The 19,429-nt window shown below is 50.1% G+C and carries 21 protein-coding genes; 9 read left to right on the plus strand and 12 right to left on the minus strand.

From position 1 onward, the window contains the following. Positions 1-91: 91 nt before the first annotated feature. The 4 genes from JTN23_RS16525 to JTN23_RS16540 all read right to left on the minus strand — a co-directional run bounded on the left by JTN23_RS16525 (position 92) and on the right by JTN23_RS16540 (position 2,389). Positions 92-577, minus strand: a complete 486-nt coding sequence (locus JTN23_RS16525) for a YdeI/OmpD-associated family protein (RefSeq protein ID WP_247236100.1) — start codon at positions 575-577, stop codon at positions 92-94. Between the two features lie 55 nt (positions 578-632). Beyond that, positions 633-950, minus strand: coding sequence for a hypothetical protein (locus tag JTN23_RS16530; RefSeq protein ID WP_247236101.1), 318 nt, complete (start codon positions 948-950; stop codon positions 633-635). A gap of 609 nt (positions 951-1,559) precedes the next feature. Further along, positions 1,560-1,970 carry a hypothetical protein gene (locus JTN23_RS16535; protein ID WP_247236103.1) on the minus strand — a complete coding sequence of 137 codons (411 nt, stop codon included), beginning with the start codon at positions 1,968-1,970 and terminating at the stop codon, positions 1,560-1,562. Next, positions 1,967-2,389 carry a DoxX family protein gene (locus JTN23_RS16540; RefSeq protein WP_247236104.1) on the minus strand — a complete coding sequence of 141 codons (423 nt, stop codon included), beginning with the start codon at positions 2,387-2,389 and terminating at the stop codon, positions 1,967-1,969. The genes JTN23_RS16535 and JTN23_RS16540 overlap by 4 nt, the downstream gene beginning before the upstream one ends. 368 nt (positions 2,390-2,757) lie before the next feature. Between JTN23_RS16540 and eat the strand changes: the two genes are divergently transcribed. Together eat and JTN23_RS16550 are read left to right on the plus strand one after the other, a co-directional pair. Beyond that, positions 2,758-4,086 (plus strand): ethanolamine permease, encoded by a 1,329-nt coding sequence (gene eat, locus JTN23_RS16545; RefSeq protein WP_247236106.1) that lies wholly within the window; start codon positions 2,758-2,760, stop codon positions 4,084-4,086. A 30-nt stretch (positions 4,087-4,116) separates the two neighbouring features. Continuing rightward, on the plus strand, positions 4,117-5,232 hold the full coding sequence (locus JTN23_RS16550; RefSeq protein WP_247236107.1) for a flavin-containing monooxygenase: 1,116 nt from the start codon (positions 4,117-4,119) through the stop codon (positions 5,230-5,232). Between the two features lie 9 nt (positions 5,233-5,241). Here JTN23_RS16550 and JTN23_RS25845 read toward each other — a convergent pair whose 3' ends face one another. Together JTN23_RS25845 and JTN23_RS16560 are read right to left on the minus strand one after the other, a co-directional pair. Beyond that, positions 5,242-5,445: a PIN domain-containing protein gene (locus tag JTN23_RS25845; RefSeq protein ID WP_262918556.1), complete on the minus strand. Its 204-nt coding sequence runs from the start codon at positions 5,443-5,445 to the stop codon at positions 5,242-5,244. A gap of 12 nt (positions 5,446-5,457) precedes the next feature. Continuing rightward, positions 5,458-5,703, minus strand: coding sequence for a UPF0175 family protein (locus JTN23_RS16560; RefSeq protein ID WP_247236109.1), 246 nt, complete (start codon positions 5,701-5,703; stop codon positions 5,458-5,460). Between the two features lie 145 nt (positions 5,704-5,848). Between JTN23_RS16560 and JTN23_RS16565 the strand changes: the two genes are divergently transcribed. From JTN23_RS16565 to JTN23_RS16595, 7 genes are all read left to right on the plus strand, one after another. Next, complete coding sequence (locus JTN23_RS16565; protein ID WP_247236110.1) at positions 5,849-7,084, plus strand: nucleoside recognition domain-containing protein; 1,236 nt, start codon at positions 5,849-5,851, stop codon at positions 7,082-7,084. A 12-nt stretch (positions 7,085-7,096) separates the two neighbouring features. After that, a complete protein-coding gene (locus JTN23_RS16570; protein WP_247236111.1) occupies positions 7,097-8,431 on the plus strand; it encodes an APC family permease in 1,335 nt (444 codons plus the stop codon). A gap of 63 nt (positions 8,432-8,494) precedes the next feature. Beyond that, a complete protein-coding gene (locus JTN23_RS16575; RefSeq protein WP_247236112.1) occupies positions 8,495-9,367 on the plus strand; it encodes an alpha/beta hydrolase in 873 nt (290 codons plus the stop codon). A 34-nt stretch (positions 9,368-9,401) separates the two neighbouring features. Continuing rightward, positions 9,402-10,739: a DEAD/DEAH box helicase gene (locus JTN23_RS16580; protein WP_247236114.1), complete on the plus strand. Its 1,338-nt coding sequence runs from the start codon at positions 9,402-9,404 to the stop codon at positions 10,737-10,739. Positions 10,740-11,483: 744 nt separating this feature from the next. Beyond that, the gene (locus JTN23_RS16585) at positions 11,484-11,870 is read left to right on the plus strand and encodes a T9SS type A sorting domain-containing protein (RefSeq protein ID WP_247236115.1); all 387 of its coding nucleotides are present in this window, start codon (positions 11,484-11,486) and stop codon (positions 11,868-11,870) included. 341 nt (positions 11,871-12,211) lie between these two features. Beyond that, positions 12,212-13,024: a formate dehydrogenase accessory sulfurtransferase FdhD gene (gene fdhD / locus JTN23_RS16590; protein ID WP_247236116.1), complete on the plus strand. Its 813-nt coding sequence runs from the start codon at positions 12,212-12,214 to the stop codon at positions 13,022-13,024. A 186-nt stretch (positions 13,025-13,210) separates the two neighbouring features. Beyond that, a complete protein-coding gene (locus tag JTN23_RS16595; protein WP_247236117.1) occupies positions 13,211-15,523 on the plus strand; it encodes an FdhF/YdeP family oxidoreductase in 2,313 nt (770 codons plus the stop codon). Here the strand turns inward: JTN23_RS16595 and JTN23_RS16600 are convergent. The 6 genes from JTN23_RS16600 to JTN23_RS16625 all read right to left on the minus strand — a co-directional run bounded on the left by JTN23_RS16600 (position 15,516) and on the right by JTN23_RS16625 (position 19,381). After that, positions 15,516-15,941 carry an ester cyclase gene (locus JTN23_RS16600; RefSeq protein WP_247236119.1) on the minus strand — a complete coding sequence of 142 codons (426 nt, stop codon included), beginning with the start codon at positions 15,939-15,941 and terminating at the stop codon, positions 15,516-15,518. The two genes, JTN23_RS16595 and JTN23_RS16600, sit on opposite strands and share 8 nt — an antisense overlap. 204 nt (positions 15,942-16,145) lie before the next feature. Then, complete coding sequence (locus JTN23_RS16605; protein WP_247236121.1) at positions 16,146-16,796, minus strand: HD domain-containing protein; 651 nt, start codon at positions 16,794-16,796, stop codon at positions 16,146-16,148. Between the two features lie 65 nt (positions 16,797-16,861). Then, positions 16,862-17,719, minus strand: coding sequence for a helix-turn-helix domain-containing protein (locus tag JTN23_RS16610; RefSeq protein WP_247236122.1), 858 nt, complete (start codon positions 17,717-17,719; stop codon positions 16,862-16,864). Between the two features lie 91 nt (positions 17,720-17,810). After that, positions 17,811-18,275 carry a hypothetical protein gene (locus JTN23_RS16615; RefSeq protein WP_247236123.1) on the minus strand — a complete coding sequence of 155 codons (465 nt, stop codon included), beginning with the start codon at positions 18,273-18,275 and terminating at the stop codon, positions 17,811-17,813. Position 18,276: 1 nt separating this feature from the next. Next, on the minus strand, positions 18,277-18,714 hold the full coding sequence (locus tag JTN23_RS16620) for a DUF6010 family protein (RefSeq protein WP_247236124.1): 438 nt from the start codon (positions 18,712-18,714) through the stop codon (positions 18,277-18,279). 76 nt (positions 18,715-18,790) lie between these two features. Continuing rightward, positions 18,791-19,381: a TetR/AcrR family transcriptional regulator gene (locus tag JTN23_RS16625; protein ID WP_247236125.1), complete on the minus strand. Its 591-nt coding sequence runs from the start codon at positions 19,379-19,381 to the stop codon at positions 18,791-18,793. Between the last annotated feature and the right edge of the window lie 48 nt (positions 19,382-19,429).

Genomic DNA, 19,429 nt, shown 5'->3' on the forward strand with positions numbered 1-19,429 from the left:
ATCAGATAAACTTGCTGGAGGAAGATCCAGCCTTAATTCAAGTATTCTTCCGCAAGAAGGAAGTTGCATTCTTTACGGATTAATTCACGCATCAATAAGGCTTATCTCTCCCAACAAACCTTCCTCTCCCTAAAAGGAAATCTATCGCTCTGACTACGTTCCTATCGACACTTTCTTCTGACTTCAGACGGGAAATATAACGTACTATTTCAAGTTGTAAAGAGGGGCGCAAGCCATCAAATACTCGCTTGGCTTCGTGATTTTCGTCCAACGCCCTTATCAACTTTGGGTGAGGAGTTATAACTCGTTGTTCCGGGTCAAACTCTATCGTTACGTTAATGACTTCCCCGATTCGCCTGGGAGAGTTCTTCAACATTTTCAGATTAATGTACAGCCGCCAAATTCCATCATACTTTACTAGTGTTTGTGTATAGGGTTTGTCATTGATTGTTCCTCTTACTTGTATAGGTCCTTTATCCTTGCCCGCTTGTTTGAATAGTTCAGTCAAAACCTCGTCAGGTAGAAGTACATATGGATTTATTCCAATGATTTGAACTTCAGCTTTTAGTTTTTGCATTCCTCTATCCTTGTCGAGTTTGTAGTGTCTTCTTGCAATGACAGCTTACACGTGGCTATGTTCTCTCCATTTTCTTTCTCACCTCCTCTATCTGCCCGGCCAGAAATAGTGCATATAGCTCCTCAACTTCTTCCCAGTTCCTGGCGGTATATTCGATTTGTTCATCAGAGTCCGAGCCAAATTCTCCTACTAGGTTCAGATTCTTATTGACCTCCAATACATACTCATCTTCGTCAAATATCCCCACCCAGAAGGCTCCCTGCTCATCGTCCACTTCCTGTACTTCTGAAATGGCTTCCTTTACATCATCGATAGTAATTGATTCGATTGAATCACTCCAGGCTCTCTGAAGATAGTTTTCTTCTGTATTCATATTTTCCTTTAAATTAGATTCAATTATAGGTTCCACTCAGGGAGCTACTGCTCCGGAGGCCTTTTTCAATTCTTTATCTATTAATTGCTGGTAACGATCTAGTGTATGAGCAGTAGCGGGTTTTACCCCCCTAACCTGTCAGATAGCACCGTTTCCCTTCAAAGTTTCAAGTTAGCAATTTCCTCGCGATTGCTCATGCACATGGTTGGCAGATGGCTCCATAGAAGTTCCATAGGATTGAGCCGCGGCGGCGGGCCACTCAAGAAGCTTTTCTATCATCGACTTCACACGAGCTCGTGTCCATGCTTCAACATCAAAATCATGCTGCTGCCCCCCAAATTTAACTCCAGCACTAGTTCTTTCAACTGCTTTTCTGTCAGTCGGTAGACAGACCCCTAGGGGTTTACGCCATCCTAGACCCGCCTAGCCTTTCAGGAAAGGAACTATTCATTAACCCAAGAACAGTATCATAGGTTTTTCTGCCAAGAATATCTATGTCAATAAATATCTAAAATTCAGCATGCCCACAATCATCATCTTTGGTAGCCAAATAGCCATCAAGGCTCATAAAATGTATGGGATTACTTTTCGATTTTCATAAAATTTGATTCATGAAAATAAGAAAGGAATGGAAGCAAACAGTCCAATAAAGGATAGGTATGCTACATTCGTGAGAGTACCGCTTGGAGCATTTACAACAATGTCTGTATTTCTATTTGCAACAACAGTAATTTTAAATTTTTCAGAATGTAATTCACGACCCCAGGTTTGTTTGGATACAATATGTATTTCGTAAGATTCTGGAGTAACGGATTCTATTTTGATCGTCTTAAAACTCTCACCATTAATTACAAGGCTATCATTTAATGTTATAAAGGCATTTCTCAGTTGCCTAGTGCAGTGAATAGTAATACTTCCCTTATTAATACCACTTGATAGGTTACCATCGGAAATAGATTTTGGTAAAGAAGCACAGGAGGCAATGCTTAACATAGCAACTGCCAAAACAACTACTCTCATGGATTAACTTTTTTGTCTATAAATGCATCTACTGAATAATTACCCGCACCGCTTACCATTAAAGAGAATGATGTTAGGAAAAACAAAAAAGCTAATTCCTTTACAGCAAAGGGGTCTTGGCCATGTGCTACAAAAACGGCAACAGCCATTGTAACAAAAATCAGAAAAGAGAAGAAACGAGTTAAAAGGCCAAGACAGAGGGTTAGCCCGCCAATAAACTCAGCCAAAATTACGAGTCCAAGTGCTGTTTTAGATCCTAAACCTATGGGGTCAGAGAATTGGGAAGAATAAACTGAAAAGCTTGAAAGTTTATCAATTCCATGTATAGCCATCAAAGAGCCCACAGATAAGCGTAGAATGACTAAACCAATGTCATATTGGTTCTTTGTCGTTTTAAGAAGTATTTGATTGATTCGCATAAAACATTTTATTTTTATGCAAATGTCCGGTAGTGTGAAGACTTGAAATTGTACAAAATTTACCCTTCAGACTATACTTTGTTATTCAGAAATCGGCTTGAAGTAACACCATAAAACTGCTTAAATATTTTAAGAAAGCGTGATTGGTCATATAATTCCGACTTCAACTCAAACCGTATAAAGTTCAATATATCAACTATTTTCAACTTTTGTACGGCATAATCAACTTGATTCGGCTTGATGTACTGACTAAGGCCAACGTAGAAGATCATAGTCACTTTTATCCAAATTGACCACAGGACTCCCCCCTTGCATTACCACCCACAATTTACGAAATTGGGAGGATAACCTAAACCTTCCCGTTCAGTATGTCGCAGGACACCTCCCAACTTCAACGTACCCTGACCCCTACGCTACTGTGGGGGCTGGGCGTCGGCTATGTGATATCCGGTATGTACTTTGGCTGGAACCTGGGCCTTGAGAAAGGAGGTACTGGGGGTATGGCCATCGCAACGGGAGTGGTGGTGGTGATGTACGTCTGCTTCACGCTCAGCTACGCCGAGCTGGCCTGTGCCATTCCCAAAGCCGGAGGTGCCTTCGACTACGCCGGCCGGGCCATGGGAGTGCGGGGTGGCTTTGTGGCGGGGATGGCGCAGAACATTGAGTTTCTGTTCGCCCCTCCGGCCATTGCGGCGGGCATCGGGGCCTACCTCAATCTTTTCCTGCCGCAGCTCTCCCCTACCGCCATTGCCATTGGGGTGTATCTGCTCTTTACCCTGCTCAATGTGTGGGGTACGCACGCAGCGGCTACCTTTGAGCTGGTGGTGACGGTGGTGGCGGTGGCCGGGCTACTCCTTTTCGCCGGAGTAGCCTTACCCGAGTTCAGTACTACGGCCCTTACCGAAAATGGACTGCCCAACGGCTGGACGGGTGTACTGGCTGCCATTCCCTTTGCGATCTGGTTCTTTCTGGGTATTGAGGGGTTGGCCAACGTAGCCGAGGAGAGCATCAATCCGCAGCGCGACCTGACCCGTGGCTTTGGCTCGGCCATGCTGACGCTGGTAGCGCTCTGTGCCCTCACCTTCGTCGCCTCCGTCGGGGTAGGCGGCTGGGATGGTGTCGTATACGATGCTGCGGGACAGCCCTCCGACTCGCCCCTGCCGCTGGCCCTGCAGCAGCTGGTTGGCGAAGGACATATCCTGTACACGCTGGTGGTAGTGTTCGGGCTGTTCGGACTGGTGGCTTCGTTTCATGGTTTGTTGCTGGCCGCCGGGCGCTCTACCTACGAGTTCTGCCGCATGGGCAACGGCCCCGCCTGGCTGGGCAAGGTACATCCCCGCTTCCGCACCCCCGCTCCGGCCTTGTTGGTTAATATGCTGATCGGGATAGCCGCCCTGGCTACGCGTACCACGGCCGATATTATTGTACTTTCGGCCTTCGGAGCCCTCCTGATGTATAGCTTATCCGTAATTTCTTTGTTAATTTTGAGAAGGACGGAGCCCGGGCTACCGCGTCCGTTTCGTACGCCGGGTTACCCGCTGGTACCTTACGCCGCCCTCCTGATCTCGGTAAGTTCTTTGGTGGCATTGTGCCTCTTCAACCCGCAATCGGCGCTTATATTTGCATTGATTATGGTCGGGAGCTTCCTGTTACACCGGTTACTGCCCGGCAAGCGCCTGGAAGCCGATGCCGCCTGAATACTACCCGTTGTAATACTTAATAAAGCCATGGATATCATCATTATAGGAGCCGGTCCTTCGGGACTGGCCGTAGCCGGACGGCTGGCCGAGAAAAAGGTACCGTATCTGATGCTGGAAAAGGGACAGCACATAGGCGAAGCCTGGCACCACCACTACGACCGCCTGCACCTGCATACCGACCGTCGGTTTTCGGGGCTTCCCCACCGGCCTATCCCCCCATCGTACCCGGTATTCGTACCTAAAGACAAGCTCATCAGCTACTGGCAGGACTACGCCGAGTACTACGGCATCAGGCCCCAATTCAATCAGGAGATAAAGAAAATTTACCGCCACGGCGAGCGCTGGAAAGTAAAAACAGCCACCAACGAATTTGAGGCCGATCAGGTAGTAGTGTGTACGGGCTACAACCGCGTACCTAATATCCCCCACTGGCCGGGTGACAAAACGCTATTCGAAGGAGAGATCATCCACAGCAGTCAGTACCGCAACGCGGAGCCGTACCGGGGCAAGCGGGTACTGGTAGTGGGCATGGGCAACAGTGGCGCCGAAATAGCCCTGGACCTGAGTGAGAACGGCGTGGAAACCTACCTGTCGCTACGCAGCCCGGTCAACATCATGAACCGGGACATTGGCGGCAAGCCCACCCAGCTATCGGCTATAGTACTAAGTACCCTGCTGCCCAACTGGGCCTACGACCAGCTGTCGCGTTTTATCCAGAAGCGAACCATCGGGGATCTCAGCGCCTACGGGATCGCTACCCCCACCTATGCCCCCGCCAAAGGCATCCGGATGGGCCGTATACCCGTACTGGACGTGGGTACCCTGGCCCAGATCAAAGCCGGCAAGATCAAGGTAAAGCGGGATATTGAGCATTTTCTGGCCCACGGGGTGCAGTTTATCGACGGTACCCACCAGGAGTTGGACGCCGTGATACTGGCTACGGGCTACCGGGCTCTACTGGGTGAACTAATAGAGGGACTAGGACCGCGCCTCAACGAGCGGGGCTGCCCCGGCCAACCCTGGTACGACGACCTGCCGGGCCTGTACTTCCTGGGCTTTTCGGTACCGCTGACGGGCATCCTCCGCAATATCAATATTGAATCGGGCAAAATTGTGAAAAGACTATTGGCAGAAAGAGAGTAAGGCTATTCTCTATTCCTCTGCTTCTTTGAGAATTGCTTGAAGTAGAGCTGGTGAAACTCTATAATCTGTATTAATAAGTTTTTCTACAAGTACCCTTAGATCTGGTACAACGCCCATTCTTTTTGCTTCCATAAGTACTCCTAAAGTACCTATTATCTTGAGGCCTAAATCTTTTGCAATGGCTCGTCCTTTCTTTTCGTCTACTATTAACAGAGGGTTTGTTCGCTATAACCTTCTCCATTCCACCAGGTCTGAAAAGTCGTCAATAGCTTCATCAGCAGTGTAGCCAAATACAGAAAAACCATACTTACCAAGCATTTCTATAAAGGCCCGTTTAGACAAACCAACTATCTCCGCTGCCTGTCCAGCCGTGAGCTTGCCTTTTTCATATAATCCTCCTGCTACCAACATCTTCAGCTCAAAGGGGTCGGTCTGCGTGGAGGCGGGAATAGTTATGGTGATATTTTCCATAGGCATTGTATTGGCCGTAGTTGTTAGAAGTTAATATAACCACATTTTTTGAGAATTAGCACGAAAATTCAATTAGTTTTAACCCTTTGTTGTGCAAGTATCACCGAAGTAATCGTTAACTGGTAGCTGTAGTAATACCTCCTCCATGGCTCTGAATTACATTTTTGTTTTTTTCTTCGTCATTGCGTTTATCATTGCGCTTTTCAAGTTTATTTTCCTGGGTGACGTCCTGACGTTCAAAGCCATCGTAGAGGGCATGCTGGACATGGCTGAGGTGGCTGTGATGGACATAGCCCTGCCCCTGGCCGGGGTGATGACCTTCTTCCTGGGTATCCTCAACGTGGGTGAGCGGGCCGGGGCCATTAATGTACTGGCGCGGGTGATTGGTCCATTCTTCAATAAGCTGTTTCCCGAAGTACCCAAAGATCACCCGGCCAACGGGCAGATGATCATGAACTTTGCGGCCAACATGATCGGCCTTGACAATGCCGCTACCCCTTTTGGGCTTAAAGCCATGCAGAGCCTGCAGGAGCTGAACCCCGACAAGGATACGGCCTCCAACGCCCAGATCATGTTTCTGGTACTGCATACGTCGGGCTTACAGATCATCCCCCTTAGTATCATCGCGCAGCGGGCTATTTTGGGCGCCGAGAGCCCCTCGGATATATTCATTCCCTGCGTAGTGGGTACCTACGTCACTACGGTAGTGAGTATGATCATTACAGCCTTCTGGCAGCGCATCAACCTGTTTAACCGCACGGTACTATTGGGACTGGGAGGTGTAACGGCTGTATTGGGACTGTTGCTGGCCTACCTATCTACCCTTCCCAAGGAGCAGATCGAGACGGTATCGGTGGTGGTAGGTAACTCTCTGCTCCTGCTTATTGTAGCCGGATTCCTGGCCGGGGCGCTCTATAAGAAGGTCAATGTATTTGAGGCCTTTATAGATGGGGCCAAAAATGGCTTCTCCACCTCCGTTACTATTATCCCCTACCTGGTGGGGATGCTGGTGGCCATCAGTGCCTTCCGCAACTGCGGGGCCATGGACTACCTCGTCAACAGCCTCAAGTACCTTTTCTCCTTTGCCAGCTTCAATACCGACTTTACCGATGCCCTGCCCGTAGCCCTCATGAAACCCCTGAGCGGGAGCGGTGCCCGAGCCCTGATGATCGACGCCATGAAGCAGTTTGGCCCCGATTCGTTCATCGGGCGTCTGGTATGTATCTTCCAGGGATCGGCCGATACTACCCTGTACATTGTGGCGCTCTACTTTGGCTCGGTTGGGATCAAGAATACCCGCTACGCCATAGTAGCCGGCCTTATCGCCGACTTTGTGGGCGTGCTGGCGGGTATCTGGCTGGGGTACCTGTTCTTTCATTGATAAAACTCCATTATGGCTGAACCCTCCAGTACCATTCGCCCGCAGATCGGCCCCTTCGATCTGGGCATGATTGTCGTTAGTCTCGTAATTGGTATTGGTATCTTCCGGACGCCCGCTATAGTGGCCCGGCAGGCGGGGTCACCGGAGATTTTCTTTTCGGCCTGGGTAGCCGGGGGACTCGTCAGCCTCATCGGAGCCTTTGTATTTGCCGAGATTGGCTCACGGCACCACTTCCCGGGTGGGTTTTACAAGCTTATTTCGACAGCCTTTCACCCCCTGTACTCCTTCATGATCAACTGGGTGATCGTGCTTACGTACGGGGCCGGTATGGCCGGAGTAGCCCTGATCGGGGCTGAGTACATCAATCCGCTGCTGCCTACTGCCTGGCACGGAGCTACGGGCATACGTAGTACCGCCATCGCTACGCTGGTATTTTTCTACGTCGTTAATATGCTGGGCATACGGTCGGGAGCCCGCACCCAGAATCTCCTCAGCGGCCTCAAAATCGGGATGATGCTCATGCTGTGCGCGGGGGTATTTATGGATGTACCTCATATAGCTACCTCTGCGGTGCCCGTACCTGACGCATCCGGCTCTTGGTTTACGGCCTTTGGGGCCAGCCTCATCGCGGTATTCTACACCTATGGCGGCTATCAGCAAACCCTCAACTTCGGGGCCGATATCAAAGATCCCGTCCGCAATACACCCCGCGGTATCTTCATCGGGATAGCACTGATCTTGGGCCTGTACCTGACTCTCAACTATACCTACTACCACGCGCTGGGCTTCGAGGGCCTACAGGCCTCCAACCTCATTGCCGCCGATACGGCCCGTGCCCTATTTGGGCCGTGGGGACAGGTCTTCTTTTCAGTGGCAATATTCCTGTCGGTACTGGGCTTTATTAATGCCAATATGCTATCGCTGCCCCGGGTGTACTACGCCCTGGCTGATGATAATATACTTCCTCCCGCTTTCAAAAGGGTTAACTCCCGCACGCAGGTACAGGAGTTTGCCCTCACATTCCTGATCGTGACTACCCTGGCCTCGCTCTGGCTCCTGGATACCTTTGAGCAGATCGTCAACTACGTAATGTCGGTGGATAGCATCGCGCTGGCGAGTGCGGCGGCTACGTTGTTTGTATTCAGAAAGAAGGCAGGTCCTGATGATCCGCATCAGGGCTTTAAAGTAATGGGCTACCCCTGGCTTCCGGCCTTCTTCGTGCTGTTCCTGCTTGTGATCGCTGCTAATGTCATCATCACCGATCCTTCGTCGGCGCTTATCGGCTGGAGCCTCTTTCTGGGCGGTGCTCCGCTGTACTGGGTACTGCAGAAGGTGGGGAAACAGTAAGGGAGGTTTTCGGGTTCAGGGGTAAAGATCACCGTCTGAACTAGCCTCACGAACCGTACCGCCGTGCCATCCAAACGCCCCACTACAACTCTACCGCTCACACTTCCGCTGCTGGGGGTACTGCTGGTAACCCTGGCTGGTTGCTCCCTGCGGTCTGTCCATCGGACCAAAGATATTACCTATACACAGGCTGACGCGGCTAAGAACGTACAAGAGCAGCAGCTGAATGTATTTGCTCCGCGCAAACGGGACGCTATTAAGAATGTTCTGGTGTTTTTTCACGGTGGGAGCTGGAACTCCGGCAACAAGGACCTGTACAACTTTTTCGGGAATCGCTGGGTTCGTAAGGGCATCGTCACGGTAGTAGTAGGCTACCCGCTCAGTCCCCAGGCCAACTACCACCAGATGGCTACCGCAGCGGCGCAGGCGGTAAATTGGGTCAGGGATAACATCCGGCAGTACGGCGGTGATCCGGAGCGTATCTTTGTGTCAGGACATTCGGCGGGTGGTCACCTGGCTGCGCTCATTTCCCTGGACAAGGAGTACTTCAACACATTAGGCATAGCCAACCCCATCAAAGGTACCATCCTGATCGACGCGGCCGGACTGGATATGCATGGGTATCTGATGGAGCAACGGTTTGACAGCGGCCATACCTACCTCCAGACTTTTACCACCAGTCCTGAGGTATGGAAAAAAGCCTCTCCTATGTATCACCTGCACGAGGGTATGCCTCCCATGCTCATCTACCGCGGTGGCAGGACCTACCCCTCCATCATCAAAAGTACCGAACGGTTTATCACGGCCCTCAAAACCCATGTACCTGCCCCAAACTACCATATCCAGCAAGGCAGGAGGCACGTCGGCATGATACTCCAGTTTTTCTTTACCTGGAACCCACGCTACGACCAGATGCGCCGATTTATGGAGGAATAGCTCTACCTTTGTACTCTATTGTAATACCTGTGCTATGACTTTTGACGAACTGAATCTAAATAAGCCTTTACTCAACGCGCTGAATGACCTGGGCTACACAACCCCTACTACCATTCAGCAGAAGGCGTTTCCGGTGGTAATGTCGGGAAAAGATGTGTGTGGAATAGCCCAGACGGGTACCGGTAAAACACTGGCTTATCTGCTTCCCTGTCTTCGTCTGCACCAGTTTTCTAAGGAGAAGCTCCCGCAGGTCCTGATCCTGGTACCTACCCGCGAGCTGGTGGTACAGGTGATAGAGACGATCCAGAAGCTGAGTACCTACATGAGCCTGAGCGTGGTGGGACTGTACGGAGGCAGCAACGTCAAGCCCCAGGTAGCCGAGCTCCAGCAGGGGGCCGACGTAGTAGTAGCTACGCCGGGGCGACTGATTGATCTGGCCCTGAATGGTACACTCAAAGTAAAGGCAATCAAGCGGCTGGTGATTGACGAATTTGATGAGATGTTGAATCTAGGCTTCCGTAGCCAGATCGATACCATACTGGACCTGCTGCCCCAGCGTCGGCAGAATCTGCTCTTCTCGGCTACCCTGTCACCGGAGGTGGAGACGCTTCTGGATACCCACTTCAATGCTCCGGTGCTGATCGAGGCGGCCCCCGTGGGTACCCCGCTCGAGAACATCACCCAGACCGGCTACTACGTCCCTAATTTTTATACGAAGGTCAACTTCCTGAAATGGGTACTGAGCCAGGATACCGACATGACCAAAGTACTGGTATTCGTGGCGACCAAACAAATGGCCGACCAGCTTTACGAAGAGATAGAAGCCCGGTTCAGAGAGGGAGTGGGCGTGATCCACTCCAACAAAGCCCAGAACAGCCGCTTCAACACCGTGAAGCAGTTTCAGGAGGGGCAGCACCGTATCCTGATCGCTACAGATATCATAGCCCGCGGACTGGATGTAGCGGAGGTATCGCACGTAATCAATTTTGACATTCCCGACGATCCCGAGAGCTACATTCACCGGATCGGACGGACGGGCCGGGCTGACAAGAAAGGCATAGCCATCAGCCTGGTGACGGAAAACGAGAAGGAGAACCTGGCGGCCATCGAAGGCCTGATGAACTACATCATACCCGTAGCGGAGCTACCGGCGGAAGTGGAAGTGTCGGAGGTACTGACGGAGGATGAACAGCCGAAGGTGTACATGAAGAATGCCCCCGTTAAAGTAACCCGGCCGGAAGATGGCGGTGGCGCCTTCCACGAAAAGATCGACAAGAACAAAAAGGTGAACGTTCGTCGGGACCATAAGGAAGAAAAACGATTGAAATACGGCCGCCCCATCAAGAAAACCCGAAAAAACAAGGGAGACTAGCCAACAGGTAGTCTCCCCTACTCCTTTATATCCTCCCCGTCCACCTGGCTACTTCCCTCATAGTGCTGATCAAAAGACAAGTGGTAGAGGCTACTTCCTCCGCCCGGAACTGTATAGTGAACATCTACTTTACCAGATAGATGGGAGGCCTGATCAAAGGCTATCCCCATCACAACTACATACAGAAACAGAAGCCTGAGAAGCGTATGGTACAGCTGAGGTGATGACCTGTGTGTGTATATGGCTCCAGCTAACCATTCACAACCAGATACAGGTAGTAGAAATGCTGCCTGCGAGGTACTTATCCTTTCATTTCCCTACTCATTTTGCGTCACCTTGTCCACCTCGGGAGGCTATACCATCCACCTGATTATTCCTTTCAGCCATCAGCTTCCGGTACCCATTCGGCACAGGTACGTTTTATTTTAGAAATATATAAAAATAGTGCAAGTTCTATTTTTAAACTATGGCTTACCATCCTAAAAATAAGTTAGAATACAATAAACTATATGTTGTACTTTTTCTATAAGTATGGTACTATTCTAATATATACATAGGATCGTAGAATGAACTTTAAAAAGCAAAAGTTTATCTATTGACTTATATACAAGGTTTTATCTACGTTTGTATCAACCAAGAGCAAAAAACAAGAGCTTCTGGGGCCAGTTATTCAAGTACTAAGGCAAGACATTATCAGTATTAGAATAATACAACAACATCACAAAAATTAACTTAGAAATTACTATGAAAAAAGCATATTTAGTTCTGGCAGTTTTGATGGGAGTATCAACTGCAAACCTGGTTGTAGCAAACGACGAAACTAAGAAAGTAGAAGTTCGTACTAACGATTCAGAAGAACTTAACATCCAGGCTACAAAAGACCTGAAGTTCAGACTGACCGCTCAGAGCCTGCCTAACCGCGCTTACATCGCGATCCGCAACGCCGATGGTAAAGTACTTTACTACGAGTACGCTACCAAAACTGAGAACTTCTCTAAGATTTTCGACCTGTCGAACCTGGAAGATGGTACATATACATTCGTAGTAGAAACTACCAATGGCTACGTTGCGAAGCCTTTCGAAATCAAAACCGAAGTTACTCGCACAGTATCTGCTAACCTCGTTAAATAAGTCATGAGTCAACGGACTACCGTTTAGCTCTTGCCTGATTACTTGAAGGGAGCCGCCCATTTGTACAAATGGGCGGCTCCTTTTTTTATCCCCCCTGCCTTATTAAATGCCACCTTTGCTGCGTAGTTTCGGACAGAGCCTCACTTTTAGTTTGGGCTGGGCTCTGCCCCTCAAGCCCAGAAAGGCGTACTATGAGGTGGTGAAGGCTTAATGTAGAGTCTATGAGTTTAGAGTTAATGAGTACTTTGAGTTTGAATGCATGAGTAATGTACTGGTAACAGTATCTCTTTATAGTATAAAAGAAGCCTGTTGCATAAAGCATACAGCTTACCGCTTAGAATATGTCTTCCCCTACCCTACATACCTCCATTCACAAATACCGGGACGGGCAGCTACGCGCGGCTGACGACGTGCTGGCGGTGGAGGAACCGCTGGGCATAGCGGTACTGTACGGTCCTGACCGGAAGCGGAAAAACCTGGCCGTGACCATGCGGACGCCGGGGCATGATGAAGAACTGGCGCTGGGGTTCCTGTTTACCGAAGGTATCATCCGCAGGGCTGATGAAGTAGTGGAACTACGACGGGATGACGACAATCGGGTAACAGTGATCCTGCGGGAAGAGGTACTCCTGGACGTACAGAGTCTGGATCGTAACTTCTACACGACTTCCAGTTGCGGTATCTGCGGCAAGGCCTCCATTGAGGCCATACAGGTAACGTCCGAGCTACGTACCCACGCTGAATGGCACATTTCCCCTGCCCTGCTGCACCTCTTGCCGGACCGGCTACGTCAACAGCAGAGCCTATTCGAGCATACCGGGGGGCTACACGCCTCAGCCCTCTTCGATCAGTCGGGACAGTTGCTGTCAATACGCGAGGACGTCGGAAGGCACAACGCGCTGGATAAGCTCATAGGTTCAGCGCTACGATCCAACCAGCTACCCCTGAGTCAGTACCTGCTGCTACTGAGTGGTCGGGCCAGTTTTGAATTGATCCAGAAAGCCGGCATGGCCGGAATCACCTTTATAGCCGCCGTGGGTGCCCCTTCCAGCCTGGCCGTTCAGCTCGCCGAAGAGCTGGGTATAACGCTGGTAGGTTTTCTCAGGGAGAACTCGTTTAATGTGTATACAGGGAGAGAGAGAATTTATCTGTAAGGAGGAAAGGAGGAAAGTGTCAAAGGGGCTTTTATCTTTAAGCATCCAAAAAACTTCCTACGCTGGCTTATCTACAAACTGTACTTATCCTCCCTTTCGCGTTAGCAAATGATGAAACAAAAACGCCTTTCCTCCTTTTATTCTTTCCTCCTTTAGTACCTTTACTACTACTATTGCCAACCGACTATGACTACTCAACCACCCATCCCCCAGGCCGAAAATCCGGCCCGACTGACCGGTCTGAAACTAGACGAGCCCTACGTCGTAGCCGCCGGTATGGAGGCCGTAGCCGTGAGTATGAAGACAGTTTATGAGGAGGCGGGCGTCAACCGGGGCTTGAAAGCACTTTTTAAACTGAATCAGAAAGGTGGGTTTGACTGCCCGAGTTGTGCCTGGCCCGATCCGGATGGCCACAGGTCGGCCATTGCGGAGTATTGTGAGAACGGGGCGAAAGCCGTAGCCGAAGAAGCCACCGAAAAGGCTCTTTTTGCCGATTTCTTCGCGGAGCATTCCGTGGCCGACCTGGCTCAGCTATCGGATCGGGACATCGGGAAGCAGGGACGGGTGGCCGAGCCTATGTACCTGCCCGCCGGAGCTGCCCACTACCAGCCCATCAGCTGGGAAGCGGCGTTTGATATGATAGCCACACATCTCAATAGTCTCCAATCGCCGGACGAGGCGGTGTTCTATACCTCCGGTCGTACCAGCAACGAGGCAGCCTTTCTGTACCAGCTTTTTGTCCGCGAATACGGCACCAACAACCTCCCCGACTGCTCCAACATGTGCCACGAGTCCAGTGGAGTGGCCCTGCTGGAATCGGTAGGTATCGGAAAAGGCAGTGTCACCTTAGAGGATTTCTATGAGGCGGAGGTTATTATCGTGATGGGGCAGAATCCGGGTACCAACCACCCCCGTATGCTGACGGCCTTACAGCAGGCCCACCGCAACGGGGCCAAAATCATAGCCGTCAATCCACTGCCGGAGGCCGGGCTGATGGGCTTCAACAACCCGCAGACCCTGAAAGGAGCCCTGGGTATGGATAGCCAGCTCACGGACCTGTTTCTGCAGGTAAAGCTCAACGGCGATATGGCGCTGCTACAGGCCATCGAGCGACTCCTGCTTGATGAAGAAGAGAAGCAGCCCGGCTCTGTATTTGACCACCCTTTTATCAACGAACATACCGAAGGCTACGAAGCCCTTATCCAGCACCTGCGGCAGCAGAACGCCTCCAAACTGGCCGCCCTCAGCGGCGTGCCTCTGGCTCAGATCCAGGAAGCCGTCAGCCTTCTGAAACATAAGAGTAAGATCATCATCTGCTGGGCGATGGGCCTTACCCAGCACGCCAACGCGGTGGATACCATCCGGGAGGTAGTGAACCTGCTGCTGCTGAAAGGTAGCATCGGCAAACCCGGTGCGGGTACCTGCCCAGTCCGTGGCCACAGCAATGTGCAAGGCGACCGCACCATGGGTATCTGGGAAAAGCCGCCTAAATATCTGCTGGATAATATCAAGGCTAGATTTGGCTTTGAGCCTCCTCACCACCACGGCTTCGACACCGTAGAGGCCATTCGGGCCATGCATGAGGGCCGGGCCCACGTATTCTTTGCCATGGGCGGCAACTTCCTGTCTGCTACGCCCGATACGCAGTTTACGGCCGAGGCGCTGCGCCGCTGTCGGCTGACGGTACACGTATCGACCAAGCTCAACCGGAGCCACCTGGTACATGGCCGGGAGGCGCTGATCCTACCTACCCTGGGCCGCAGCGACCGCGACCTCACCGGAGGTACCGACCAGTTTGTCAGTTGTGAAAACTCCATGGGCGTGGTACAGGCCTCGCGGGGCGTGCTGGAACCTGTCTCTGACCAGCTCCTGAGTGAGCCCGCTATTGTATGCCGACTAGCCAAAGCCACCCTGGCCGGACGTACCCGCATCAACTGGGACACGTACGAGCAGCACTACGACTTTATCCGGAACGAAATTGCGCAGGTCATACCCGGCTTCCGGGACTACAACGAAAAGGTACGCCAACCGGCCGGCTTCTACCTGCCCAACGGTGCCCGCGAAAGGAAGTTCAACACCCGCAACGGCAAGGCCAATTTCAACGTGGCGCTTGCCACCGTGCCTGCCCTGTCCGAAGGTGAGTACCACATGATGACTATCCGCAGCCATGACCAGTTCAACACCACCATCTATGGCCTCGACGACCGCTACCGGGGCGTACGCAACGAGCGGCGCGTAGTATTTATGAATCCCAAAGACATATCAGCAGCCGGCTTCACACCGGGTGAGGTAGTGGACATCTACAATACAACCGACGGCAAAGAGCGCGTAGCCCGCACCTTTATTCTGGTAGCCTACGACATCCCACCGCGCTGCATCGCCACCTACTTCCCCGAAGCCAATGTACTCGTCCCCATCAGCACCACCGCCAGCAAGAGCAACACACCCGTGTACAAGACGGTACCGGTGAAGCTGAGGAAGGGGGAGGTAGCTATTTAGAACCGGCTTTCAGATGAGCTAATACTACGGGAAGCGTGTTGATGCCCCAATGCTCGATGTATTTTCCGTTTTGGATGCGGACAATATCAATGACATCAATGCTGATTGTCTGACCCGTTGGTACTATTCCCAACAGTGTGCCGGTATGCGTACCGCTGATATTTTTTCGGGTCGTTACCAGATCGCCTTCTGCCACCTGTTCATAAATTGTTACTTTCAGGTCGGGCATAGCAGGACGTAAAATAGTATTAAAGGTGTTGAGCATACCTTGCGGGCCATTATCAGATCCAGGTACCGCCGCATGGTTGATAAAGGCTTCATCCATCAGCTCCCAGAAAGTGTTCAGGTCTCCTTTTTCAATAACTTCCTGGTTGAAGCGGCGAACCACAGCTTTGTTCTGTTCGGTTTGAGATTCCATGTACTTAACAGATTTACATTCTATCTTTGGTTGAGTGGTAACGCGAGGCCCTGGCTGACAAGCAGGCTCAGATCCAGTACCACCGCGTCCCTGTTATTACTTTAGGTATTTATGCAGCAAAGGTAAGCCTGCCCCAAAGACGTACGCTAAAAATCATAAATGTTAACAAAAGAAGCCTCTGATAAGAGGCTTAGGGGCAACCAACTACTCCGACCAGGGAGAGTGCAGTATACAATCGCAGAAGTTCTTTCGGTGAAAGTTAGGCATCATAAAGGCACAAACATCGGCTTTGATATTCCCAAAGGTAGTTTCGGTTTTGTGTTCAAAGCCCGAAAAGAAGGTGGGGATAATCTTCTTTTTGAAGTCCGTTCGGGGAAAGGCGGCAATAATCTCCTCCCGCGTAGCGGCACTCAGGTTTTCATATCCTTCGCCCATTACGTCCAGGCCAACTCCTGAGTACAAAAGAGCTACTTCGGTTTCTTTGTGCTCAGCGATACCAATAGTTGTATGCAGGGCAATGGCATCCCAAACCAACTGTACAGACTCTTTCGGCAAGCCATGACTCTTCAGAAAATCACGGGCCGCATTGGCACCATCCACTTCAAACCGAAGGTCGGGGCTGCTGTACTTCGAAACCAGGCCCAGATCATGGAATACCGAGGCAATGTAAAGCAGCTCAGCATCGTAGGGTACCCCCCTTCGCTGGCCATTGAGCGAGGAGAATAAGAACACCCGTAAGGAGTGGTTATAGATAAATTCGGTGCCATGATCCAGCAGGAGTTCGGTAGCCTGTCGGGCCATGGTACTGTCGGGAATGTTGATCCCGGCCACGGAGGTGAATGTTGTAGTAGCCATATCGCTTTTTGTTTTTGACAAAAGTATAGGCTTATGAGGCGGTGGAGAATGTCAAAAACCGACTACTACCTGTCAGAATCTACATACACCCTTCTGAATTCATGGGGGGCTATGCCGGTGTTCTTTTTAAAGAAATGGCTAAACTGCTCCGGGCTGGTAAAGTTGAGGGCAAAGGCAATCTCTTTGACGGGGCTGGCCGAAAACAGCAGCGAACGCTTCGCTTCGGCTATGAGCTGACCATTTATAATCTCTTTGGCTCCTTTTCCACTGCTTCGTTTGCATATTTCGGTGAGCTTGCGGGCAGTTATATGCAGTTGGTCGGCAAACCCGGCTACTTCATGCCGTAGCTTGTACTGAGTACTCACCAATTCAATGTACTGGCGGTATAGTTGCTTTTCTTCATCATCATAGCCCTGATGCAAACTCGCATTGATATTCGCTATCTTGATCATGATTATCTTCAGGTAAGCGGCCAGGGCGTCCAGTTTGTTACTATAGCCAGGTTTCTCATTTTCCTGGTATAGCGCCCGGAACAAGAACAGGAGTTCCTGTAAGTCAGCGGGGGAAATATGTAGTTGCTGGTTGGCTTCCGCATTATTAAAGAGTACGGCCTTGCAGTTGCTGGCACTGGCCGGTGCTTTTTCCCAGAAGCAATTACCGAATAGTATTTCATAGCCTTCCAGTTGTACCCCTTCCACAAAGGCTTTCACCTGCCCTGTCGCCATCAGCAGCAGCTGATTTGCCCCCAACACATAATGGCCATCGTCAATCTGTATAGCTCCACTAGCCTTTACAATCAGGTAAATTCTATTGTACCGCAACCTGACCGGCCGGCTCTCTACATCCTGACAGGTTTGCAAAAGCTTTACCGAAAAAGAGTCCTGAACCTCCTGGTCCATTATAATAGGGGTAGCAAGCAACATAGTAGAAATGCTTAAAGGCACAAAGATAGTAGGCAATTTACCCTTGGTCGTCCCCAACGGCTTTTACTAATGTACTGAATTTTGACTACACCTAAAATGCCCGGAAATTAGGTCGGCTTGTGAGGGGTGAAAATGACCAGGGTATGGAGGTCAGGACGATGAAAAGTCCTATGGCAAACCAGATCGCCATAGTCCTGAACTTCTCGGCGTCGGTCGGTCTGCGTTTTGCTTTTGCTGAACCGATTGTAATAACTACAACGGCGGTGATCATCATGGAGCTGTGCTCCATTCCGAAAAAGCGGATTTCTCTCTGGTGAATAGCGTTCCAGAAATTGTGCAGAAAGTAGTCAACAATTGGGCTGATGAAGTAAAGCACCAGTCCCAGGGTCAGTTGAATGTGTGCAATGGTAGCAGTCCAATGCCGGACGGAGTTATCGAATCCTCTAAACTCCCTCTTGGAAAGCCAACCTCTATAAGCATGAACTATGGCAAATAGTAAACTGGCCAGTACCAGCCAACGAATGGATGAATGTAAGGCTAATAGGATTGAATACATTTTATATCGTGATCATCTTTTGCTTCCGGAAGAGATTCCAAACCGAAGGCGCTCCAAAAAAGAACCAAACAGCAAGAATGGGGTCGCAAACAGCACAACCTGCCGAGGAAGAGGGTTCAAGATACACGATTGGACTTCCGTATACATGGTGTAGTAAATCCCAAACGGTATGAAGCAACCAACCAATCCCAATAAAGTAATAATGCTTTAGCCCTTTGTAGGCTACAAATAGCATTATTGTACCAAACATAAATTCCCACACACCCAAACCGCCACTCCAATACACACCGCCTGCCCCTGCAATAAGTATGGCATTGATCTTTTGTCGGCTGGGCTCTTTTACCAATGACATCAGGGCAATAAAAGCAAAAGCAATCAACACCGCAGCCAGTGCATTGGTGAGTGTAAATTCAGGAACTACATGATTGGGTGTATCCATATCCATTAACTGGTTCTCTATTTCGGTGCTAAGGTAAACCGAAAACATACTAACTAGTATGTTTTCGTACAAAAAATTATTTCAGACTATCCAGGTACCTTCTAAGCTCCTTTAAATAAGGCATATATACTTTTTTACTATTCTCCAGCTTTCCGTAGTTTCGTATACCCCAATAGCCCGACATGACAAACAGGGTTACCTGCTTCGCGTTCACATCTTTACGTATAGATCCGTTTTCCTTTCCTTTTTCGATCGTAGCGGTCAATACCTGGGTCCACTGCTGGGTCAGTTCGTCCAGTACTTTGCTGAACTCGGCGTTCCAGGGTGTCATTTCCTGCGTAAAATTGGCAACAGGGCAACCGTATTCCACTTTCAGAAACTCATTTTCCATGAGCAGATGGTGCATCAGGTTGTAAATAGCATCCAGTGGATCCAACCCCTTTTGCAGAGGTTCAATAAAGCTACTGGTAAGGTTGGGTTTCAGTATATCGTTGATAATGGCAAGACCCATTTCGTCCTTTGTCTTGAAATGGTAGTAGAACGCCCCTTTCGTTACTTGCGTAGTAGCTATAATGTGGTCAATGCTTGTAGTCTGGTAGCCATTCACATAAATCAGCTCAAACGCTTTCTGTAAAATCATCAGCCGGGTTGCCTCTGCCTTCTTCATAAAAGATACTGCTTAGTATTTTTACAAAGGAACGAAGAATTTAGGAAG

The sequence above is a fragment of the Telluribacter roseus genome, from assembly GCF_017355915.2.
Classification (GTDB): Bacteria; Bacteroidota; Bacteroidia; order Cytophagales; family Spirosomataceae; genus Telluribacter.